Source organism: Neolewinella litorea, assembly GCF_004803465.1.
In the GTDB taxonomy this organism is placed as follows: Bacteria; Bacteroidota; Bacteroidia; order Chitinophagales; family Saprospiraceae; genus Neolewinella; species Neolewinella litorea.
In genome coordinates, this window is the sequence record NZ_SRSF01000002.1 from 458735 (window position 1) to 481635 (window position 22901).

21 protein-coding genes are annotated in these 22901 nt (G+C 61.2%); 16 read left to right on the plus strand and 5 right to left on the minus strand.

The features are described 5' to 3' along the window. The first annotated feature begins 190 nt into the window (after window positions 1-190). Window positions 191-1345 (plus strand): Gfo/Idh/MocA family protein, encoded by a 1155-nt coding sequence (locus tag E4021_RS07630; RefSeq protein ID WP_168797515.1) that lies wholly within the window; start codon window positions 191-193, stop codon window positions 1343-1345. 100 nt (window positions 1346-1445) lie between these two features. Here E4021_RS07630 and E4021_RS07635 read toward each other — a convergent pair whose 3' ends face one another. Then, window positions 1446-2804, minus strand: a complete 1359-nt coding sequence (locus E4021_RS07635; protein WP_262712772.1) for a sugar porter family MFS transporter — start codon at window positions 2802-2804, stop codon at window positions 1446-1448. A gap of 188 nt (window positions 2805-2992) precedes the next feature. Here E4021_RS07635 and E4021_RS07640 point away from each other — a divergent pair, with 188 nt between their 5' ends. Continuing rightward, window positions 2993-4264 (plus strand): metal-dependent hydrolase family protein, encoded by a 1272-nt coding sequence (locus E4021_RS07640; RefSeq protein WP_136458007.1) that lies wholly within the window; start codon window positions 2993-2995, stop codon window positions 4262-4264. A gap of 7 nt (window positions 4265-4271) precedes the next feature. On the opposite strand, the gene E4021_RS07645 is transcribed toward E4021_RS07640, so the two are convergent. Beyond that, the gene (locus E4021_RS07645) at window positions 4272-5780 is read right to left on the minus strand and encodes a hypothetical protein (RefSeq protein WP_136458009.1); all 1509 of its coding nucleotides are present in this window, start codon (window positions 5778-5780) and stop codon (window positions 4272-4274) included. Beyond that, the gene (locus tag E4021_RS07650) at window positions 5777-6559 is read right to left on the minus strand and encodes a ParA family protein (protein WP_136458011.1); all 783 of its coding nucleotides are present in this window, start codon (window positions 6557-6559) and stop codon (window positions 5777-5779) included. The genes E4021_RS07645 and E4021_RS07650 overlap by 4 nt, the downstream gene beginning before the upstream one ends. A 261-nt stretch (window positions 6560-6820) precedes the next feature. Between E4021_RS07650 and map the strand changes: the two genes are divergently transcribed. The 11 genes from map to E4021_RS07705 all read left to right on the plus strand — a co-directional run bounded on the left by map (window position 6821) and on the right by E4021_RS07705 (window position 15465). Then, on the plus strand, window positions 6821-7696 hold the full coding sequence (map, locus tag E4021_RS07655) for a type I methionyl aminopeptidase (protein ID WP_211096987.1): 876 nt from the start codon (window positions 6821-6823) through the stop codon (window positions 7694-7696). 172 nt (window positions 7697-7868) lie between these two features. Then, on the plus strand, window positions 7869-8087 hold the full coding sequence (gene infA, locus E4021_RS07660; protein ID WP_099105792.1) for a translation initiation factor IF-1: 219 nt from the start codon (window positions 7869-7871) through the stop codon (window positions 8085-8087). Window positions 8088-8125: 38 nt separating this feature from the next. Then, complete coding sequence (gene rpmJ / locus E4021_RS07665) at window positions 8126-8242, plus strand: 50S ribosomal protein L36 (protein WP_136458015.1); 117 nt, start codon at window positions 8126-8128, stop codon at window positions 8240-8242. 17 nt (window positions 8243-8259) lie between these two features. Then, window positions 8260-8637: a 30S ribosomal protein S13 gene (rpsM, locus tag E4021_RS07670; protein ID WP_136458017.1), complete on the plus strand. Its 378-nt coding sequence runs from the start codon at window positions 8260-8262 to the stop codon at window positions 8635-8637. Beyond that, a complete protein-coding gene (gene rpsK, locus E4021_RS07675; RefSeq protein ID WP_136458019.1) occupies window positions 8637-9035 on the plus strand; it encodes a 30S ribosomal protein S11 in 399 nt (132 codons plus the stop codon). Before rpsM ends, rpsK begins: the two co-directional genes overlap by 1 nt. 112 nt (window positions 9036-9147) lie before the next feature. After that, window positions 9148-9762 carry a 30S ribosomal protein S4 gene (gene rpsD, locus E4021_RS07680; RefSeq protein WP_136458021.1) on the plus strand — a complete coding sequence of 205 codons (615 nt, stop codon included), beginning with the start codon at window positions 9148-9150 and terminating at the stop codon, window positions 9760-9762. A 159-nt stretch (window positions 9763-9921) separates the two neighbouring features. Next, window positions 9922-10923, plus strand: coding sequence for a DNA-directed RNA polymerase subunit alpha (locus E4021_RS07685; protein WP_136458023.1), 1002 nt, complete (start codon window positions 9922-9924; stop codon window positions 10921-10923). Window positions 10924-11127: 204 nt separating this feature from the next. Beyond that, a complete protein-coding gene (gene rplQ, locus E4021_RS18555) occupies window positions 11128-11670 on the plus strand; it encodes a 50S ribosomal protein L17 (RefSeq protein WP_136458025.1) in 543 nt (180 codons plus the stop codon). Between the two features lie 108 nt (window positions 11671-11778). Further along, window positions 11779-12816 carry an LLM class flavin-dependent oxidoreductase gene (locus E4021_RS07695; RefSeq protein ID WP_136458027.1) on the plus strand — a complete coding sequence of 346 codons (1038 nt, stop codon included), beginning with the start codon at window positions 11779-11781 and terminating at the stop codon, window positions 12814-12816. 40 nt (window positions 12817-12856) lie between these two features. Then, window positions 12857-14068 carry a multidrug effflux MFS transporter gene (locus E4021_RS07700; RefSeq protein ID WP_211096988.1) on the plus strand — a complete coding sequence of 404 codons (1212 nt, stop codon included), beginning with the start codon at window positions 12857-12859 and terminating at the stop codon, window positions 14066-14068. Window positions 14069-14082: 14 nt separating this feature from the next. Next, window positions 14083-15465 carry a sodium-dependent transporter gene (locus E4021_RS07705; RefSeq protein ID WP_136458029.1) on the plus strand — a complete coding sequence of 461 codons (1383 nt, stop codon included), beginning with the start codon at window positions 14083-14085 and terminating at the stop codon, window positions 15463-15465. A gap of 19 nt (window positions 15466-15484) precedes the next feature. Here E4021_RS07705 and E4021_RS07710 read toward each other — a convergent pair whose 3' ends face one another. Continuing rightward, window positions 15485-16627, minus strand: coding sequence for a DUF819 family protein (locus E4021_RS07710; protein WP_136458031.1), 1143 nt, complete (start codon window positions 16625-16627; stop codon window positions 15485-15487). A gap of 30 nt (window positions 16628-16657) precedes the next feature. Beyond that, on the minus strand, window positions 16658-17467 hold the full coding sequence (locus E4021_RS07715; protein WP_136458033.1) for an NINE protein: 810 nt from the start codon (window positions 17465-17467) through the stop codon (window positions 16658-16660). 201 nt (window positions 17468-17668) lie between these two features. Between E4021_RS07715 and E4021_RS07720 the strand changes: the two genes are divergently transcribed. The 3 genes from E4021_RS07720 (at window position 17669) to metH (ending at window position 22883) form a co-directional block, all read left to right on the plus strand. After that, complete coding sequence (locus tag E4021_RS07720) at window positions 17669-18091, plus strand: acyl-CoA thioesterase (RefSeq protein WP_136458035.1); 423 nt, start codon at window positions 17669-17671, stop codon at window positions 18089-18091. Then, the gene (locus E4021_RS07725) at window positions 18072-19067 is read left to right on the plus strand and encodes a YihY/virulence factor BrkB family protein (RefSeq protein WP_136458037.1); all 996 of its coding nucleotides are present in this window, start codon (window positions 18072-18074) and stop codon (window positions 19065-19067) included. Before E4021_RS07720 ends, E4021_RS07725 begins: the two co-directional genes overlap by 20 nt. A 132-nt stretch (window positions 19068-19199) precedes the next feature. Beyond that, a complete protein-coding gene (gene metH, locus E4021_RS07730) occupies window positions 19200-22883 on the plus strand; it encodes a methionine synthase (protein WP_136458039.1) in 3684 nt (1227 codons plus the stop codon). Window positions 22884-22901 lie beyond the last annotated feature (18 nt).

Below are 22901 nucleotides of genomic sequence, written 5' to 3' on the forward strand. Positions count from 1 at the left end.
GGGCGATCCGTTATTCCCCACAGCTGAGACGGGCGGGGCCGCAGGTGCCGGGCCATCGGCACAATGCCATACACGGTGGGTCACGGCGCAAGGCGAAGCTCGCGGAGCAGCGCCCCCCGGGAAACCCCGCCGCCGATGACAACGAACATCTTTTCCCTATACTTGTCACTCATGCAAATGATCAGTACAAATGGCTAGAAAATTAAGAATGGGAATGGTAGGTGGCGGCCGCGGTGCCTTCATCGGCGGCGTACACCGGATAGCGGCGGCGATCGATCAGCAGATCGAGTTGGTCTGTGGCGCGTTCAGCTCCGATCCGGAGAAATCGCGGCTGTCGGGGGAAGATTTCTTTCTGCCCGCCGACCGCGTTTATGGCTCCTACGAGGAAATGATCCTGCGCGAAAAGGAATTGCCGGAGGGTGAGCGCATGGACTTCATTACCATCGTGACGCCCAACCACGTCCATTTTGGCCCGGCCAAGCTCGCTCTAGAGAACGGTTTTCACGTGGTTTGTGACAAACCCCTCGCCTTCAACGTCGATGAGGCCCGCCAACTCGTCGACCTGGTGGAAAAGTCCGGCCTGGTCTTCGCCCTCACCCATAATTATACCGGCTACCCGATGGTCAAACAGGCCCGGGCCATGATCCGCGACGGCAAGCTGGGCAAGATCCGCAAGATCGTAGTGGAATACCCCCAAGGCTGGCTCGCCAACGCCAAGGAGGAAACCGACAACAAACAGGCCAGCTGGCGCACCGACCCCAGCAAATCCGGTCTCGGCGGCGCCATGGGCGATATCGGCACCCACGCCGAAAACCTGGCCGAATACGTTACGGGGCTGAAAATTACCGAGGTCTGCGCCGACCTCACCTCCTATGTGGAGGGCCGCCGCCTCGACGACGACGCCAATATCCTCCTGCACTTCGAGAAAGGGGCCAAAGGGGTACTGCACTGCTCGCAGATCGCCGTGGGTGAGGAGAACGGACTAAACATCCGCGTTTGGGGCGAAACCGGCGGACTGGAATGGCACCAGCAGGAACCAAATACCCTGATCTACAAACGGCACGAAGAGCCCGCCATTCACTACCGCACCGGCGTGGGTGAGCTGGACCCCGCCGCCCTGGCTGCCCAGCGCGTGCCGCCGCCCGGCCACCCGGAAGGCTACCTGGAGGCATTCGCCAACATCTACAAGAATTTCGCCGCCACCCTGCGCGCCCGTATGGGAGGTCGCGAACCCACGGACATCGAGCGCGATTTTCCCACCGTATACGACGGTCTGCGCGGTATGCGCTTCGTGGAGGTCGTAGTGGAAAATTCCCGGAGCGGGGAAAAATGGAGTCGCCTGTAGGATCAGTGCACGAATCCGGAATAATTAAGGGGAGGATGCCCGGGGAACGACTCCATCGTTCCCCACCGGGCATCCTCCCCTTTCCATTTGAGGCTAAGACCTAGTGACGGATCAGCTCCTCCTGCAGGTCCTCCAGCTCCACGCCTTTGGTCTCCGGCATCAGGAAGTAGACGAAGGCCAGTTGTCCCAACATAAACAGGGCAAAAAGCGCGAAGATCGGACCCTCCCCGAAGGTGCTCGCCAGAAAGGGGAAGTTGCCCCCGATGAGGGCGGCGAAGATCCAGTGCGTGGTGCTGCCGAGCGAAGCCCCCAGTCCACGGACCTCGTTGCCGAAGATCTCACTGATGAACACCCAAATAACGGCACCCTGCCCGATGGCGTGGCTGGCGATAAAGACGAACAGCCAGATGGGCACGGTGAGCCCTTCCAGGTTGCCCGTGAAAAAGGCCCAGGATACGGCCGACAGCGAGATGAGGTAGCCGAAGGTTCCAATGTACATCAGCTTCTTGCGGCCGCTCCGGTCGATCAGGTACATGCCGATGAAGGTGAACAGTACGTTGACGATGCCGATGCCGACGGAGGAAAGGAAGGCACTCTCGGTACCCAGGCTCGCGGCCTCGAAGATGCGCGGTGCGTAGTAGATCACCGCGTTGATGCCGGATACCTGATTGAAGAAGGCAAACAGGAAGGCGTACAGGATGGGCCGGTTGTACTTACCGCTGAAGAAGGTGCGCAGGGCGACGGTCTCCCGAGTGGTATTCGAGGCCTCGATCCGCTCCAGTTCGTATTGTGCGGTGGTCGGGTCGACGCGCATGAGTACGCTCAACGCTTCCTCCCGGTTGCCCGCCTTGGTGAGCAGCCAGCGTGGACTGCGGGGTACGAAGAACAGAAGGATTAGGAACAGCGCCGCCGGGATAACCTCTACCCCCAGCATAAGTCGCCAGTCGATTCCCGAGGTGGCGTTCACGATGAGGTAGTTGCTGAAGTAGGCCACGAGGATACCGATGACCAGGTTGAGCTGAAAGGCCGCCACGAGCTGACCGCGCTGGTTGGCGGGGGCAACTTCGGTGATGTACAGCGGCGCAACCACCGAACTGGCGCCTACGCCCAATCCGCCGAGAAAACGGAAGATGTTCAACTGCAACGGGTCAGCCGCCAGGGCCGAACCGGCCGCGGAAATGAGGTACAGGATTGCGATCGCGATGAGGGTGACCTTGCGGCCATAGCGATCGGCCGGCACGCCACCGAAGATGGCCCCGATAATGGTACCGTAAAGGGCCATAGCCACGATCTGCCCGATCGCCAGGTCGCTGAGTCCGAATTCCGCCTGAATGGCCCGCTCCGCACCGCTGATGACGGCGGTGTCGAATCCGAAAAGAAAGCCCCCGAGGGCTACGGTGATGGCCCAGGTCCAGACGCGCGCGGTATTCATGCAGTTAGTTTTGGCGGTACGGGATATTCCCTACCTCCGTAAATGTAGCAGTTCCTTTGGCTTACCGGGTACCCGACGGATTAATTACGCGATTATCCCGCGGAATACCGGTGCATGCATACGTGCGCACAACGTTCAAGCCAACGGTCGATGCAGCCACCAAACGGGCAACCGGGCACTGGTTAAAAAATCAAAACTTGGCTACCTTACCCACCATGAAAGTATTCCTGAGCCTTCTTTTCGCCCTTCCCCTGCTGCTCACCGCCCAGCAGGTCACCTACCTGCACTGCGGCCGACTGATCGACGGTACCAGAGACGCCGTCCAAACGGAAAAGACGATCGTAGTGACCGACGGAGCCATCACGGCGGTGGAAAATGGCTATGCGTCGCCGGTCGCCGGGGCACAGGTCATCGACCTGAAAGACCGCACGGTAATGCCCGGACTCATCGATCTGCACGTCCACATCGAGGGAGAAAGCAGTCCGATGCGGTACCTGGAGGAGTTTACCCTGGACCCGGCCGACGTAGCCCTGCGCGCCACCGGCTATTGTGAGAAAACACTGAAAGCCGGTTTTACGACCGTCCGCGACCTCGGCGGTTCGGGCGTCAACGTAAGCCTGCGCAACGCCATCAACCGGGGGTACATCCAGGGGCCCCGCATCTACACCGCCGAGAAAGCCATCGGCACCACCGGCGGCCACGCCGATCCGAGCAACGGCCGCAACCGGGAACTTGCCTTTGATGCCGGACCGGAACAGGGCGTGATCAACGGACCGGAGGAAGCCTACCACGCCGTACGCAGCCGGTACAAGAACGGGGCCGACTGCATCAAGATCACGGCTACCGGCGGCGTGCTGAGCGTAGCCAAGGACGGTTCCGGGCCGCAGTTCACCGAAGAAGAGATCGAAGCCATCGTAGCCGCCGCCAAAGACTACGGCATGCACACCGCCGCCCACGCCCACGGCACCGAAGGCATGAAGCGGGCGGTAAAGGCCGGCATCACCACCATCGAGCACGGCAGCCTGATGGACGAGGAAGTGATGGACCTCATGATCGAGCACGGTACCTACTACGTACCCACCCTCAGCGCCGGCACCTTCGTGGCCGAGAAGGCCAAGGAGCCCGGCTACTTTCCGGCCATCATCGTGCCCAAAGCCCTCAGCATCGGTCGCGAACTGCGCGAGACCTTCGAGAAGGCCTACGCCCGGGGTGTCAAAATCGCCTTCGGCACGGACAGCGGCGTGAGCCCCCACGGCGATAATGCCCGCGAGTTCATCTACATGGTCGAGGCCGGCGTTCCCCCAATGGCCGCCATCCGTTCAGCCACGGTCACCGCGGCCGAGGTACTGGGCCGTGCGGACGACCTGGGCCGCATCAAACCGGGCTACGTGGCCGACATCGTAGCCGTACCCGGTAATCCCGCGGAGGACATCAGTACCATGACCGAGGTCAACTTCGTGATGAAGGAAGGAAAAGTGATTGAATAGCCCGCGGCTATCGCGGCTGGAGACCAAACACGCGCTGGCGTACGATGGCTCGCCCCGGCACCTGCGCGCCGCCGCCCGCCTGAGCCGTGGAATCGCTTGCGAGGTAGTGGATCAACTGATAGTCACCGCCCTCCGGCACAAGCTCCCAGCCCGCCCGCCGGAAGTAGGGAAGCGCCGTGCTCAGCTCACTCTCGTCGGCCTCATCGGGCCACTGTAGCGTGGAAGGCGTCACGGCCCCCGCCTCCAATAAATTGTCCGGCCAGGAACGCTCCACCTCCAGGTAGGGGTAGACCTGCACCCAAAAGAACATCACCGTCAACAAGCCCGAGAGGACGGAACCGCCGATGGCAAAGTCGCGCCGGTCGCCGAAAATACCCAGCACCGCCAGCAGACTGAAGATCCAGTACGCGCCGGCCATACCCAACGCCGCCCGGAAGCCCGCCCCGGGAAAGGCCACGCCGCCGCCCGCCAGCAGCAGAAAGGCCGCCCCGAAAGCCAGCACGAGGTGGAGGACCGAGACCGACTTGACCCAGTCTTTCCAGGGGTAGTTGGGCTCCTGGAAGTACAGTTGCATCTGCTTGCCGGCCACCAGGGCCACCAGGTACATGAAGAGCAGCGACTGCGCCAGCAGGGTGACCACCAGGGCCATGATGATCAGCAGGGAAAACTGCTCGAACTGCCGCCCCTTGAAGACCAGGTCGCGGAAGCCGGCCACCACCCAGCCCGCCAGTGGAAGCATGCCGAGCAGTCCGTAAAACAGCAGGTCGAGCACGCGGCTGTCTTCCTGTCCGTAATACCAGTAGGTGCTCGCCCCTTGGGGGCCCTGCAGGGCCAGCACTACGCAGCTGATGCCGACGGCTACGGCGGCGGGGGTCTGCCAGTTGTAGTCGGTACGCTGAAAAACCGCCAGCACCACCAGCATCAATGACAGCAGGAGGGTGGAAATGGGGGCGGCAATGGCCCCGAGCAGGGCGAAGACGGCAAAGGGCAGCATCTTCTTTTTATCGTTGGCCAGTCCGTAGAGCAGCACCGACCAAAGCATGCCGGAATGCCCCAGCAGGGCCAAGGTGTCGGCGGTGGCCACCTTCCCGAAGAAGGGGAGGAAAAAGGAGGCCCCGGCGCAGAGCAGCGCAAGAGAGGCAACCGTCTTGCCGAAGAGGCGGCCCGTCCAGCGGTAAGTGAAAAAGGCGGCCAGCACCAGCCAGAATGCCGACAGCAGTCGCGGGAAGAGGAAGGGGGCGTCTGGATTGTCGTTGACCGCCGCTCCGAGAGGCATCAGGGCACGATTGACGGCGGCGGGCAGGTAATCGCTCCAGCCGGCGTCAAGCGACAGGGCCAGGGCGTAACCTTCCCCGCCCGGCCAGGCCGTGATCACGTCGAGGCGTACCACCAGGGCGGCCAGGAAGAAAAAGGCCGACATCCACGTGAAGAAGCGCCACCGGCTGGAGACCATGGGCTCGGCGGGCGGGGCGGTTGCGGGGGTGGGTTTGGCCTTACGTCGTTTCTTTCTGCTCACCGGGAGATGCGTTCACCGTTTTTCAGCAGAAACTCTTCGGCCAGGGACAGAAAGTTTTTCGCGCCCCGGCTGCCGGCGTTGATCATCACTACGGGCAGGTGCATATTGGGCGCTTCGCTGATGCGCGCGTTGCGGTGGATGATCGTCTTGAAGGCCTCGTCGGCGAAGGCTTCGCGTACGCGGTCGACCACCATGTTGGCCAGGCGCAGTCGCTGGTCGTACATGCTCAGCAGGATGCCCTCCAGCTCGAGGCGGGGGTTGAGCTGTTGCTGCACCAGCTTGATGGTATTCTGCAGTTTGTTGAGGCCTTCCAGGGCAAAGTATTCGCACTGCACCGGGATGAGCACCGAATCGGCCGCCGTAAGGGCGTTGATGGTGAGGAGTCCGAGGCTCGGCAGACAGTCGATCAGGATGTAGTCGTAGTACGAGCGCAGCGGTTCGATGATGTTGTTCTTCATCACGTCTTCGCGGCGGAAGCGGTTGATGAGTTCTACCTCGGCGCCGACCAGGTTGATGCTGGAGGGCACTATATGGAGGTTGGGCGTTTCCGTTTCGTAGATCACCTCGTTGACGTCGAGGTTGTTGATCATCACGTCGTAGATGCTGGCTTCCACCTCCTCGGCCGGGATGCCCACGCCGCTGGTGGCGTTGGCCTGGGGATCGGCATCGACGATGAGCACCTTGCGCTCCAGGATGGCCAGTGAGGCCCCCAGGTTTATGGTCGTGGTGGTCTTCCCTACCCCGCCCTTTTGGTTCGCAATCGCAACAACTTTCGCCATGGCCGCGAAGGTACGGCAAAGGACCAAAGGTGAAGCTCCCTCGGCAGGTAAATGAGAGGACGGCAGACTTATGGCGGTCGCGTTGCTTGCATTATCCCACCATACGAATGGTCGTTACAGTCCGGGGGCGCGGTCGCGGGTGCCGGTGTATGGCGCGAGAGATGCCGGGTCCGGTGGCTACCCCTCCGGAACTAAAGCGGATGGCAAATTCAACCACTCTACCCCCTCAGCGTTAACAACCTCCGAACGCAACCTACTACTATGGGCAGGAATGGCCGAAAAATGATTTACAAGACGCCCGAGGAGATCGAGCGCAGTCGTGCCGCCTGCCTGTTGGTGTGCCAGACCCTCACCGAGGTGGGCAAGATGCTACGCCCCGGACTGACGGGCCAGGAAATCGACACTTTCGCCGAGGAATACATCCGCGACCACGGTGCCGTTCCCGGCTTCAAGGGGCTCTACGGTTGCCCCTCGACCCTGCTGGTATCACGCAACGAGGAAGTGGTCCATGGCCTGCCCACCAAGGAGCAGGTGTTTCAGGATGGCGATATCCTGTCGATCGACTGCGGCACCGTAGTCAATGAATTTTATGGCGACGCGGCCTACACCTTCTGCGTGGGCGATGTGGCCGAGGAGATCATGGAGCTCTGCCGGCGCACCAAGCACAGCCTTTACCTGGGCATCGACGCGGCCCGCGCCGGCAAGCGCGTTGGCGACATCAGCCACGCCGTGCAGCACTACACGGAGCGAGAATCGGGCTACGGTGCGGTGCGCGAACTGGTAGGACACGGTCTCGGCCGCAGCCTGCACGAGGCCCCCGACGTACCCAACTTTGGCAAGCGCGGCCGCGGGCCCCTGCTGAAGGCCGGATTGATCATCGCCATCGAGCCCATGATCACCCTGGGCAAGCGCAACGTGGTGAGCCGGGAAGACGGCTGGACGATCGTCACCATCGACGGCAGCCCCGCGGCCCACTATGAGCACTCCATTGCGATCAGTGCCGACGGTGCCCCCGCCGATCTGATGAGCGATCACCGCCCCATCGAGGAGGCCATCCGGAACAACCCCAATCTGAAGTACGTCGACAACCTCGACGAGGAACTCGTGGCGGTCTACCAGCCCGCAGCGGTGGTCTGAAGTCGGGTCAGCCCCAGGCGGATTGGGACTTAAGCGGTGCAGTAAGGTGCCCGCTACTTCCGTAGTGGTCAACCCTTTCCATCTTCCAGGCCTTTACTATATGAAAATAGCTTAGCAAACCATTTGGGCGGGTAAGAAAATAATCTTACCTTTGCCCTCCGAAATTTAAAACATGTCCAAAAAAGACCTGATCAAGCAGGATGGCGTGATTGAAGAGGCCCTCTCGAACGCAATGTTCCGCGTGCGGCTGGAAAACGACCACGAAATCAAGGCGACGATCTCCGGGAAGATGCGGATGCATTACATCAAGATCCTCCCTGGAGACAAGGTAGCGGTGGAGATGAGTCCTTACGATCTGAGTCGCGGGCGCATCACTTACCGGTACAAATAAACCCGCTGCACTGCCGCTGGTCGTAAATCTCTTTTACTATGAAAGTCAGACCCTCCGTCAAGAAGCGTTCGTCCGATTGCAAGATCGTCCGGCGCAAGGGCAAAGTTTACATCATTAACAAGAAGAACCCCAAGTTCAAGCAACGTCAGGGATAAGCTAAGCTAGAGTTACTATGGCAAGAATTGCAGGAGTAGATCTGCCGCGTAACAAGCGCGGCATCGTCAGCCTGACCTACGTCTTCGGCGTAGGCAGCACCCGCGCCGGAGAGATCCTCGACCGCGCCGGTGTAGACCACAGCACCAAGGTGCAGGACTGGTCGGACGAAGACATTCGTACCATCTCCAACCTCATTACCAATGAGTACAAGGTTGAAGGTGATCTGCGTACGGAAGTACAGACCAACATTAAGCGTTTGATGGACATCGGCTGTTACCGGGGCCTCCGCCACCGGAAGGGCCTGCCGCTTCGCGGCCAGCGTACCCAGACCAACGCCCGTACCCGCAAGGGCAAGCGGAAGACCGTAGCGAACAAGAAAAAAGCGACTAAGTAATGGCTAAGAGACAGGCAAGCGGCCGCGTTGCCAAAAAGCGGAAAGTAAAAGTTGATAACGAAGGACTGGCCTACATCCAGGCTACCTTCAACAATATCATCATTTCGATCACCAACAAGCAGGGTGACGTCATCAGCTGGGGCAGTGCCGGTAAGGAGAAATTCCGCGGCAGCAAGAAAAGCACCCCTTACGCCGCTCAGGTGGCGTCTGGTAACGCCGCCCGGGTAGCCTACGAGGCCGGCCTGCGCGTGGTGGAAGTATACGTGAAGGGCCCCGGCAGCGGTCGGGAAGCCGCCATCCGCGCCATCGACGGTGCCGGTATCCGCGTATCCAAGATCAAGGACGTAACCCCGATGCCCCACAACGGCTGTCGTCCTCCCAAGCGCCGCCGCGTCTAATCACCCGGCGCGTTATCCGGGCTTGCCTTTCCCGCCGCGGTGAAGGCAAGACGCTATCCCATCTCCCGTCCCGGAGGAGATATTCAGCAACAACTAAAGACAATACGTCACTATGGCTAGATATACTGGTCCCAAGGCTAAAAAAGCCCGTGCGTTAGGCGAACCCATTTTCGGGTACAGCCGCGCCTTCGAACGCAAGAAATACAAGCCCGGTCAGCACGGCAACAGCCGCGGCCGTCGCCGTCAACCCTCCGACTACAAGCTCCAGCTTACGGAGAAGCAGAAAGCCAAGTACACCTACGGAGTACTCGAGCGCCAGTTCCACAACCTGTTCGAGAAAGCCGCCGCTTCGCGGGGCATTACCGGTGAGTTGTTGCTGCAATTTCTGGAGGCCCGCCTGGACAACATCGTTTTCCGCCTCGGCCTCGCCCCCACCCGTCGCGCCGCCCGCCAGTTGGTCTCCCACCGGCACATCATGGTTAACGGCCGCCTCAACAATATACCCTCGACCCAGATCCGTCCCGGTGACGTAGTCTCGGTACGTGGCAAGTCGCAGGGCCTCGACGTCATTCGTGATACCATGAACGGTAAGAGCGACGTCCGCAGCCACGGCTGGCTTTCCTTCAACCCCGAGAAGATGGAAGGTACTTTCCTCGACTACCCCGAGCGCGAGAACATTCCGGAGAAGATCAACACCCAGTTGATCGTCGAACTTTACTCGAAGTAATTTTTGGACAGGGGTGGCCGTAACCACCACCGGGCTTTGGCCACCCCTCTTCGCCCTGATTCGGTCACGCACCGGTTGGGGCAAACTAATTTTTATAGTCCTGGTGTTGTTGCTCCGCTTCCCCGCGGCCATAATGCACTCTAAGTCAGATAATAACGTATGAGCAGTATCCTAAATTTCCAGAAGCCGGACAAGATCACGATGCAGAAGTCGGACGACTTCCACGGCAACTTCGAATTTAAGCCCCTGGAACCCGGGTTCGGCCAGACCATCGGTAACTCCCTGCGTCGGGTGCTGCTCAGCAGCCTCGAGGGCTTTGCCATTTCCGCCGTGCGTATCGCTGGCGTCGACCACGAGTTCGGTACCATCCGCGGCGTTGTGGAAGACGTAGTCGAGATCATCCTCAACCTCAAGCAGATCCGCCTCAAGCAGGTCATTGAGAACGAGGATATGGAAGAGGAGAAGATCTACCTCACCATCAGCGGCAAAGAGCAGTTCACCGCGGCCGACATCGACGAGCACACCAACATGTTCAAGGTGATGAACCCCGAGCTGGTGCTCTGTACCATGGAGCCTTTCGTTAACCTCGAGGTCGAACTGACGGTCACCAAGGGTTACGGCTACATCCCCGCAGACGACAACCTGCCCAAGAACGCCCCCATCGGCGTCATTCCCGTAGACGCGATCTACACCCCCATCAAGAACGTAGCCTACCGCGTGGAGTCTACCCGTGTAGGACAGCGCACCGACTACGAGAACCTGATCCTCGAAGTCAAAACCGACGGTACTATCCACCCCGAGGATGCCGTCCGCGAAGCCGCCCGTATCCTGATCCAGCACCTTATGCTGATCACCGACGAGCCCATCGAGTTCCAGAGCACCGGCACCCGTGAGGAGACGATCGTTGACGAGCACATCCTGCACATGCGCAAGCTGCTCAAGACGAGCCTCGAAGACCTCGACCTCTCCGTACGTGCCTACAACTGCCTCAAGGCAGCCAAGATCAACAGCCTCGGCGAACTGGTCCGCTACGACACGCACGAACTGCTCAAGTTCCGCAACTTCGGCAAGAAATCCCTCGTAGAAATCGAGGAGCTTCTGGTCGAGAAAGGGCTGACCTTCGGCATGGACCTGAGCAAGTACAAGCTGGACGAAGAGTAAGGAGGAGGTTTTTAGTGCTTTAGTCTTCTGGTTCTTTAGACTACCCGCCTGAAGAACCAGAAGACTAAAGCACTACCTCCTCCCCGGGTCATCCGCAAGGATGCAGTTTTATTCATAAAACACAACGACAATTACCCCTCCCCCTCGCGGTTGCCCGATCCGCACATGAGCGTGAGGTGAGTGTTGTCGGCAAATTTTCCTGACATGCGTCACGGTAAGAAGTTTAACCATTTGGGTCGCAAGAGCGCCCACCGTAAGGCCCTGCTCCGCAACCTTACCATCGCGTTGATCACCCACAAGCGGATCAACACCACCCTGGCCAAGGCCAAGGCCCTGCGCACCTTCGCCGAGCCCCTGATCACCAAGGCCAAGAGTAACGACACCCACAACCGGCGCACCGTGTTCAGCTACCTGCAGAACAAAGATGCGGTCAACGAGCTGTTCAGCACCGTAGCCGATAAGGTCGCGGATCGCCCGGGTGGTTACCTGCGCGTCATCAAGACCGGCTTCCGTCTTGGCGACGGTGCCGAAACCGCCATGATCGAGTTCGTCGACTTCAACGATGTCTACAACAAGGACGCCGACAAGTCAAAAGGTCGTACCCGCCGCAGCCGCCGCCGTCGTGGTGGAAGCAGCAACAACGCCAAGACCGAAACCACCGGAACCAAAGAAGCTGCCGCCGCTACCACTGCCGCCGCCGCAACCAAGGAAACCAAGGAGACCAAAGCGGGTAACGAGGAAGAATAGCCTCCGCCCACCATTGGAACGACAGCCCGGAACGCCCTGCGTTCCGGGCTTTTTTCATTCCGGGAAACTCTGCCCGCTTTTACCGGTTGGTACACGAAATAACGCCGCATGGAAATTGGTTTTGACAGTTTTGGCTCGGCCGTCCTCGACGAAGCCACCGGAGAAGCCCGGCACGCCGAACGCTCCATGGCCGAACTGCTTGACCGGATGGTGCACGCCGACCGGATGGGCATCGACGTCTTCGGCATGGGTGAGCACCACCGGCCGGATTACTTCGATTCCTCTCCGGTGACCATCCTGGCCGCCGCCGCCGCCCGCACCGAGCGCATCAAACTTACCAGCGCCGTCACCGTACTCAGCGCCGCCGATCCCGTGCGGGTATTCCAGGCCTTTGCTACCCTCGATCTGATCTCCAAAGGCCGCACGGAGATGACCGTCGGCCGGGGCTCCTTTATTGACGCCTTCCCCCTGTTTGGCTATGACCTGGCCCACTACGATGAGCTGTTCACCGAGAAGCTCGACCTGCTGCTAAAGATCCGAGACAACAAACGGGTCACCTGGTCGGGTCGCTTCCGTCCCGCCCTCAACGATCAACCGGTGTATCCCAGGCCCAGCCAGGATCTCTTTCCCATCTGGCTTGGTGTCGGTGGTACCCCCGCCTCCTTTGCCCGCGCCGGCACGCTGGGCCTGCCGCTGATGGTGGCGGTGATCGGCGGGGAGACCCACCGCTTCCGCCCGCTGGTGGATCTGTACCGCGAAGCCTGGCACGAGGCCGGTCACGACCCCGCCGGCATGCGCGTCGGCCTGCACTCCCTCGGATACGTAGCCGAAACTACCGAACGGGCCGTGGAGGATTTCTACCCCGGCCATACCCGCACGATGAATAAAATCGGTCGGGAAAGGGGGTGGCGACCCCAGAGCCGGCCCCACTTCGATGCCCAGCGCGGTCCACTGGGTGCCTTGCTCGTCGGCGGTCCCGAAGAGGTAGCGGAAAAGATCCTGCGTCACTCCGAGGCCCTCGGGGGTATTGACCGCCTCACCTTCCAGATGGACAGTGCCGAACTCAGCCATGAACAACGTCTGCGCGCCATTGAGCTCATCGGACAGGAAGTAATGCCCCGGGTCAAGGACGGCGTGACCACCTGAGCTGTATTTCCTTTCGCTTACCCCCCTACCCCAAAACGCCGTGAAAGATCCTCTGCAAAGCCGGACCCTGCTGATCCTCATTCTGGGCTCCCTGACCACGATCGGGCCCCTGTCGATCGACATGTACCTGCCGGCCTTCGGCGGCATAGCTGACGACCTGGGTACCGACATCAGCCGCATTTCGCTCTCGCTGTCGAGTTTTTTCGTCGGACTCGCCGTCGGTCAACTGATTTACGGACCCCTGCTGGAGCGCTTCGGCCGCAAGCGACCGATGTACATCGGCCTGCTGATCTATGCGTTGAGCTCGGTGGCTTGTGCCCTGTCGACTTCGGTGGAGGCCCTCATCGTCTTTCGCTTTTTTCAGGCCCTGGGTGCCTGCGGCGGCCTGGTGGCCTCCCGCGCCATCGTGCGTGACCTCTTCGATACCCGGGAAATGGCCCGGGTCTTTTCCCTGCTGATGATGGTGATCGCCGTTTCGCCAATCATCGCTCCTACCCTCGGCGGTGTCATCGCCGCGGCCTTTGGGTGGAGATACGTTTTTGGCTTGCTGACCCTGCTGGCCCTGCTCGTCCTCACCGGTGCCTATGTCCTGCTGGCGGGATACGAGCGGAAGAACCGACAGTATTCCCTGCGGCCGAGCGCGGTGGGCAGAAACTACCTGTCCATTCTCACCGACCCCCACTTTATCCTCTACGCCATGACCGGTGCGTTCTCCTCCGCCGGACTGTACGCCTACATCAGTGGTTCACCGCACCTCTATCTCGAACTCTTCGGTATCAGTGAGCAGGAGTACGGAATCGTATTTGCCGTCATTGCCGCGGGCCTGATCGCGGCTACCCAATTAAACAGCCGGATCCTGAAGTTGCGCTCCAGTGAACGCATCGTCTTTCTCGCGCTGGTCGGCCAGTTTTCCGTGGCCCTGCTGTTGTTGGCCGACGTAGGCCTGGGCTTCGGTAATCTGTACTTCACTACCGGATTGATCTTTTGTTACCTGTTTTGCCTTGGGTTCATCTTCCCCAATGCTTCTGCGCTTTCGCTGGATACCATGCGCCATACGGCGGGCAGTGCTTCGGCGTTGATGGGGTCGCTGCAAATGGCGGTGGGTGCCCTGGCCTCCGCGCTGGTGGGGGTGTTGCAGAACGAAACGGCCTTGCCAATGGCGGGGATGATGGCTCTGTGCGGAGGTCTTGCGCTGTTGCTGTTGGCGGTAGGGTCGCGGCGCCTGTCGCCGGCCGCAGTCGAAGCCGCCTAACTTATCTTGCGCCCATGTCCATTCGCTTCAGCCGGGTCGGCCACGTTCTCGCCTCGGCCGGTGCCGCGATCGGAGTGGCCAACCTGGTCATCTTCCCGTACCGGGTCCACTACTTCGGCGGCAGCGCCTACATCCTGGCCTTCGTAGCCTTCACCCTGCTGATGGGCATCCCCCTGATGGTACTGGAGAATGCCATGGGCAAGCGGCAGGGCACCGACGCCGTTGCGGCATTCGAATGGCCGGGGGCCGCCCGGCAATGGAAGTGGGTGGCCTGGCTGGGCATCTTCACCGGCATCATGGTAGCCTCCTTCTACCTGGTACTGGCCGGCTGGACCCTGGAGTACGTCTGGAAATACCTGGCCGACTACGCCACCCTGGCCGCTACGCCCGCCGCGCCGGCCTTCGGGGCGGCCATCGCCGATATCCCGCGGGCCCTCCTGTTCACGGGACTGTTTACCGCTCTGGTCTCGCTCGTCTGCAGCCGGGAACTGTACGCGGGCATCGAGCGGCTGGGGAAACTGGCCATGCCGTTGCTGGGTATTCTGCTGATCTTTCTCATTGTGTCCCTGCCCCTGCTGCGGCCCGATGCGGTGGACTACGGCAATCTGCTGAAGTTCGACTGGCACGGTCTGTTCGTGCCCAACGCCAACCGGGAACTGGGCATCTTGCACGCCCTCGGACAGGCCTTCTTCAGTCTGGGCCTTGGCGCGGTGGGCATGCTCACTTTCGCCGCCCACGCGGATCGGGATACCGACGTCCTGCGAGCCGCTCCCCAGATCGTACACCTCGATACGGCGGTGGCCGTGCTGGGTGCCGTGTTGGTCGTACCCTTGCTCGGTGGAGTGGAGGGCGACATCTACGGCGGTCCGCCGCTCGTCTTCATTAACCTCGTGGAAATCTTCAAAACCTACGGCGACGCCGCCCAGTGGGTGGGCCTGCTGTTCTTCTTCCTGCTGGGAGTAGCCATCCTCACCTCGGCGGTTTCCCTGTTCGAGCCCGCCCTGCGTACCCTCACCGAGCGCTACGGGTGGAGCCGGAGCCGGGGTGGCCCGGTCATCGGGTTGCTGGTCTTCGCGCTGGCCGTGCCCGTGGTGATTTCCTGCTCCCCCGACGGCCCGGAGTGGCTCACCAATTTCGCCGCCATGGGCGACCCCGGTCTGGGCTACTTCAATTTCCTGCTGGAGTGGTTCGGCAGCATCTCGCTAATGGTGGGTGAACTGCTACTCTGCGTTTTCCTGCTGAAGGTATGGGGGCTGCCGGCTTTCTTCGATGAGCTGCAGTACGGGCGGAACCCCGTAACGGTACAAGACCGCAACCGGCTCAGTTTTCAGTTCCGGTACCTGATACCCTTCATGATCGTAGTGCTGCTGCTGGCCAAGGTCTGGACCCTCTTGTAGTACGCGGCATTCACCTTATCTAACTGGCCATTCCGGCAACCAGGAAGCCCAGATAGGTGCCCAAACCGTTGCCGAGGGCACCCACCAGAATGCCGGGCAGGTAGAGGTCCATACGGTCCAGGCTCTTGGCCAGGGCCAGGGCGGAGGATGATCCACCGATATTGGCCTGCGAGGCTACGGCCGCCACGTCGGCGTCGATCTTGAAGAGGAAAGCACCGGCGAACACGATGGCGCCGTGGACGAGCACCGTCATCGTGACCAGGGCCAGGAGGCGCCAGGCCAGATCGCCAATCTGTCCGAGGGCCGCCAGCTCGCAGAAAGCCCCGATCACCGCCAGAAAGAGGTAAACGAAAAAGAGCCCCAGGACCTGCCCCCCGGCCAGACGGTGCATCCGCGGCACCTGAGCCAGCAGCAGGGCAATCGTCGTCAGGATCAGAATGGAAGGAACGCTGTAGCCCACTGCGGCAAACCACGCGGCCAGCCAGTCCGCGGTCGCCAGCGCCAGAAAACCGATCCCCAGCAGGATACCGAGCGACAGTACGCTCACCGATTCCCGCTCCCGCTCCCCGGAGGCGGCCGCGGCTTTGGGATCGATACGGGACCCGCGTCCGCGCCGCAAAAGCATCGGTACGGCCAGGGTTACGACCATCCAAACGGCGGTGATGATGTTGTCGACCGCCGTCATACCCGCGTAGAGGACCCCCTCACGCATCATGTCGTAGTGGATGGCAATGGCGTTGTAATTGATGCTGCCGCCGGTGTAGGTGCCGGTGAACATGCCGCTGATGGCCGGGTAAAACTCGCCAAAGTGAGTGGGCCCGTCGATCACGTACATGCCCGTGAGTACGCCCGCCGCGGTGGCCAGACTGCCCAGCAAAAACATGCCCAGCATGGGTGCGCCCGCCCGCCGGATACTGGCAAGGTTTACGTCGAGCAGCAAGTAGAAGATCGACAGCGGCGCCAGGTAACGAAATACGCCCGTATACACCTCCGAGCCCTGGGAAGCGGAAGGGATGAGGCCGAGATTGGCCCATACCGCCACCACGATGATCACTACAAGGGCGGTGCCCAGGTGGCGCAGGAAGGTGTGGCGGGCCAGCCACTCGGAGAACACCACGCTACCGCAGAGAATAGCGAGCAGGAGCAGGGGTTCGGTGGCCATGGGCGGGGTCGCGGGTGCAGCGTATTGCGGCTAGGAGCGCAGAATTTTGGCTTTCTCCCGCTTGAAGGCGTCTTCGGAAAGTATGCCGTCTTCCTTAAGCTTGGCCAGGCGTTCGATGCGGGTGATGAGGTCGTCGCTCAACTCCAGGGTATCGGCGGGTTGGGCGGATTCCGGTTCGGCGGACTCCGGCGTGCTGGCGGGGATGCGGTAGCCGTTCGACTTGAAGGCGAGGAACTCCGGGGTGGAGCGCAGGTAGGCGAGGTGGTCGTGCTTTTCCATCTCATCGAAGTCGAAATAACCGTGTTCCAGCGCCTGGCTCAGGTGGTAGAGGGAGGTATCGGTGTCTTCGTGGATGGAGTACAGGCAGGCCAGTTTGAAGTGCACGTCGGCCTGTCGCGGATCCACGTTGAGGGAGCGGCGGTAGTCCTGGATGGCTCCGGTGAAGTCGTAGTCGGCGTACTTGCGGTCGGCACTGATCTGGAAGGGATCCTTTTTGGGGGTCGCCGCTTCCTCGGCGTAGGCGGGCCGGGGCGGGGGGTTATTCGGGGTGTCGGCGTAATTGTACTGCGGGGGCGGCTGCCGGTAATGGTGGTAATGGTGCTGCTGCTGTTGCTGCTGCTGTTGCATCGCCCAGTATTCGGTGTTGTACTTGCGGTTGAACTTGTCTTCGTCCTGGGTGAGGAACACGATCCCGTCGATCATGGCAATGATGGTGGGGATGAAGGTCCAGACGAATAAGAGGTAGAGGATGCCCAGCCCCTTCTGTCCGAGGTAGAAGCGATGTACGCCCAGTCCGCCGAAGACCAGGGCGAATATTCCGGCGGTGGTTTTACTTTTCATACGGTGAAGGTCGCACCCCAGCCAAGATAACACAAATCGTGGCGCCCAACTTTCGACCCACGCGGTCCGGTGGGGCGCGAAGGGCGCGCAGCCCTATACGTACGCCCGCGCCGGAGCGTCTGCCTTCACCGCATTGCTGGTACGTCGGTTACCTTGCACCCCGCCCCGCTCGACAGCGGCGGACCGAAAACTGCCTTGCATATGATTACCACCCAGACCACCCACCGCGTCCGTTACGCAGAAACCGACCAGATGGGGTACCTCTACCACGGCCACTACGCGCTCCTGTACGAGATCGGCCGGGTAGAGATGCTGCGCGACGTAGGCCGGAGCTACGCCGAACTGGAGGGCGACTACGGCATCATGATGCCGGTCATGAGCATGAACCAGCGCTTCATCCGGCCGGCGCGGTACGATGAGGTGCTCACCATCACCACCACGCTGCGTCAGGTTCCGGACCGCACGATTACCTTCCACTTCGAGATACACAATGAAAAGGGTAAATTGGTGAACGGGGGCTCCATAAAATTGTGTTTCGTCGATGTAAAGACCGAGCGAACGGTATCCGCTCCCGAGTACCTTCTGCAGGTCATACGACCCCATTTTGAGCAAGAAAAAAATTGACACGTCGGCTTTCAAGCGGTTCTTTACCGAGCACCCGGTGGTGATCGGCGTAAAGAAGTATGCCAAGGAAAACAGCTTCATCGGTTTTCACGGGGTGCCGCTGTACGACGTGGTGGTGTTCGTGATCAACGAGGCTACACGCGACGACCTCTTCACCCGCGCCAACAGCGTAGCCTTCAGCATCTTTCTGTCGTTGTTCCCCTCCATCCTGACGCTGTTCACTCTGGTACCTTTCGCCCTCGATTTCCTCACGATCTGGTTCCCGGCGCTGGAGAACTTCAACATGACCCTATATGAGGAGATTAAGCGGGTGATGCCCGGACAGGCCGGCGACATCGTCTTCGGTTTCGTGCAGGAAATAACCAACTCGCCGAAGGTGGGCCTGCTGAGTTTTGGTTTCTTGCTGGCGATCTTCTTTTCGAGCAACGGCATGCTGTCCCTTATGCAGGCCTTCGAGAAAAGCTACGTCAAGGTGTTCCGGCAGCGGGGCTTCCTGCGCAAGCGCATGGTGGCCGTCGGACTGACGTTCCTGGTGGGCATCTTCATCATCGCGAGCGTGGTGCTGGTCATCCTCGGCGACAGCATCATTGGCTGGATCGACTACTACACCTCCATGGGTGGGTTCACGCGCTTCCTGATCAATGCCGTGCGCTGGACGACCATGCTCGCCCTCTACTACATCATCATCGGCACCCTGTACCGCTACGGGGCGGCCACCATCAAGCGCTTCAGCTACGTGAGCCCCGGCGTCACGCTGGCCACCATCCTGAGCCTGGCCACCTCGGTAGCCTTCAGTTTCTACATCGACGGATTCAACCGCTACGATACCTACACCAAATTCTACGGCTCCATCGCCACCATCATCATCGTGATGCTCTGGCTGCAACTCAATGCCCTGATCCTGATTATCGGCTTTGAGCTGAACGCGGCAATCGCCGTGCACCGCGACCTTACCCAGGTGGATGAGGAGGAGTGAGGCGTCGGTATTCAGCCGATTTTGCCCTTGCCGCGCGGCCTGCTGGTCCAACCATCCGCGGGGAGCGATTGTATATCTTTGCCGCTTGCTTTCGATACCCCATCCCGGCCCCGGGAAACCTACCTGTAGCTTATGACGCGACCTTCCCTCTCCCAACGCTTTGCTGAACGCATCCTGGTACTCGACGGCGCCATGGGCAGCCTGATCCAGGGCTACGGACTGACGGAGGCCGACTACCGCAACGGCCACTTCGAGGACCACCCCAGCGACCTGAAGGGCAACCACGACCTGTTGGTCCTGACGCGCCCCGACGTGATCGAGGAGATCCACCGCCTTTACCTGGAAGCGGGGGCCGACCTCATCGAAACCAACACCTTCAGCGGCACCAGCATCGCCCAGGCAGACTACGGCACCCAGGGCGTCATCTACGAGCTCAATAAGGCCGCCGCCGAAGTGGCACGCCAGGCCGCCGACGCGTATTCCACGCCCGACAAGCCCCGCTACGTCGCCGGCGCGGTCGGGCCTACCAACCGGACGCTGAGCATCTCCCCCGACGTCAACGATCCCGGTTACCGGGCCATCACCTTCGCGGAACTGGCTGCGGCCTACCAGACCCAGATGGAGGGGCTGGTCGACGGCGGAGTTGACTGCATCCTAATCGAGACGATCTTCGATACCCTCAACGCCAAGGCCGCCCTCTTTGCCCTGCAGGAGGTGCGCGATACCCGCGGCATCGAACTGCCGGTGATCATCTCCGGTACCATCACCGACGCCAGCGGCCGCACCCTTTCCGGGCAAACCGTGGAGGCCTTCTACATCTCCATGGCCCACGCGCGACCGCTCTGCGTCGGACTCAACTGCGCCCTTGGGGCCCGGGAGATGCGGACCCACCTGGCTTCCCTTTCGAAGATCGCCGAATGCTTCGTCCACGCCTACCCCAATGCCGGACTGCCCAACGAAATGGGTGAGTACGACCAGGACGCCCAGGAGATGCGGGAATACATCCGCGACTTCGCCGCCAGTGGCCTGGTTAATATGATCGGCGGCTGCTGCGGCACCACCCCGGCGCACATCGCGGCCATGGCCGACGCGGTACGGGACCTGCGTCCGCGCCAACTCCCCGAGCCGGTGACCAATACCCGGCTGAGCGGACTGGAACCCCTGGAGATTCGCCAGGAAACCAATTTCGTGAACGTCGGGGAACGCACCAATGTCACCGGCTCCCGCAAATTTGCCCGCCTGATCAAGCAGGGGGACTACGCCGCTGCCCTAGACGTAGCCCGCGACCAGGTGGAGGGCGGCGCCCAGATCATCGACGTCAACATGGACGAGGGCCTGCTCGACAGCCAGGAAGCCATGCAGACATTCCTGAATTTACTGATGGCGGAGCCCGACATCGCCAAACTGCCGGTCATGATCGATTCCTCTAAATGGGACGTCATCGAGGCCGGCCTGCGCTGCGTCCAGGGCAAATGCGTCGTCAACTCCATCAGCATGAAGGAAGGCGAAGCGGAATTCCTCCGCCAGGCCCGTCTGGTCAAGCGCTACGGGGCCGCCGCCGTCGTAATGGCCTTCGACGAGCGCGGTCAGGCCGATACCATCGACCGCAAGGTAGACATCTGCGTGCGCGCCTACAAGCTGCTGACCGAACAGGCGGATTTCCCCCCGCAGGACATCATCTTCGACCCCAATATCTTCGCGGTCGCAACAGGAATCGAGGAACACAACAACTACGGGGTAGACTACATCGAGGCCACGCGCCGCATCAAGCAACTCTGTCCCGGCGCCAAGGTGAGCGGCGGCGTTTCCAACGTCAGTTTCTCCTTCCGGGGCAACGACGTGGTGCGCGAGGCCATGCACTCGGCCTTCCTCTACCACGCCATTCGCGCCGGCATGGATATGGGCATCGTGAACGCGGGCCTGATCGAGGTGTATGAAAACATTCCTTCTGACCTGCTCGAGCGGGTCGAGGACGTCATCCTAAACCGGCGCAACGACGCCACCGACCGTCTCATGGAATTCGCCGAGGGGCTGAAAGAAGTCGGCGGCCGCACCGTGCAGCGCGACCTGGGCTGGCGGGAAAGCACCGTCGAGGAGCGCCTCCGCCACAGTTTGGTGCGCGGCATTACCGAGTACATCCTGGAAGATACCGAGGAGGCGCGACAGAAGTACCCCCGGCCCCTGCACGTCATCGAAGGCCCGCTCATGGACGGCATGAACGTCGTGGGCGACCTCTTCGGCGCCGGCAAGATGTTCCTGCCCCAGGTGGTCAAGAGCGCCCGGGTCATGAAGCAGTCGGTTGCCTACCTCCAGCCCTTCATCGAGGCCGAGCGGGTGGAATTGGGCGGGGACGCGGGTGCCGGGCCCAACCACAAAGGCAGTGTGCTGCTGGCTACGGTGAAGGGCGACGTCCACGACATCGGCAAGAACATCGTGGGCGTGGTGCTGGCCTGCAACAACTACCAGATCCACGATCTCGGGGTGATGGTCCCGGCCAACAAGATCCTCGACGAAGCCGAGCGGTTGGGGGTTGACGTGATCGGACTATCGGGGCTCATCACGCCCTCCCTGGACGAGATGGTCAACGTGGCCACCGAAATGGAACGCCGCGGCTTGAAGACCCCGCTCCTCATCGGTGGTGCCACTACCAGCAAGACCCATACCGCGCTGAAGGTCGAGCCGGTCTACAGCGGACCTACCGTGCACGTGCTCGACGCCAGCCGCGCCGTGACCGTGGTGAGCGAGCTCCTCAATGCCGAGGACGCCGGGCGGGAACGCTACCTGGAAAGCATTACCGCCGATTACGAGCGGGTGCGCGTACAGCGGGCCAACAAGCAATCCAACAAGAAATACCTACCCATCGAAGCCGCCCGACGCAACGGCCTGAAGCTCGACTGGGAAAATTACACGCCGCCGGCGCCCACTTTCACCGGCACCCGGGTGCTGGACGATGTGCCACTTGGCGACCTGGTAGAATTTATCGACTGGACCCCCTTCTTCACCAGCTGGGGACTGGCCGGCAAATACCCCGACATCCTGACCGACGAGGTGGTGGGTGAGCAGGCCTCCCAACTGTACCGGGAAGCCCGGGAAATGCTGGACCGCCTGGTAGCCGAAAAGTGGCTACGGGCCAAGGCCGTATTCGGCTTCTTCCCCGCCGAGGCCGACGTCGATACCGATACCATCCGGTTGCAGAATGGAGACCGGAAGTATGAACTCTATCAGCTCCGGCAGCAGAGCAAAAAGGCCGCCGGCCGACCCAACCAGGCCCTGACCGATTACGTGGCTCCCGCCGGCAGCGGCAAGCAGGACTACCTCGGTGCCTTCGCCGTCACGGCGGGCATCGGCATCGAAGACCACCTGCGCCGATTCGAGGAAGCCCATGACGATTACAGTTCCATCATGCTGAAGGCGCTGGCCGACCGCCTAGCCGAGGCACTCGCCGAAGCCCTGCACCAGTGGGTACGGCGCGACTACTGGGGCTACGCGTGTGACGAAGCCCTGACCAATGATGACCTTATCGCGGAGCAGTACCGCGGCATCCGGCCGGCACCCGGCTATCCGGCGTGTCCGGAGCATACCGAAAAGGCCAAGCTGTGGGAGTTGCTCGATGTGGAAGCGGCCACCGGCATGCGACTCACGGAGAGTTTCGCCATGTACCCTACTTCAAGCGTCAGCGGCTGGTACTACAGCCATCCGGAATCCAGCTACTTCACCGTACGGGGCATACAACCCGATCAGGAGCGCGATTATGCCCAGCGTAAGAACTGGGATCCGGTCACGGCGGACCGCTGGCTGAGCCCCATCCGTGGATAGTTCGCCCGCAAATGCAAA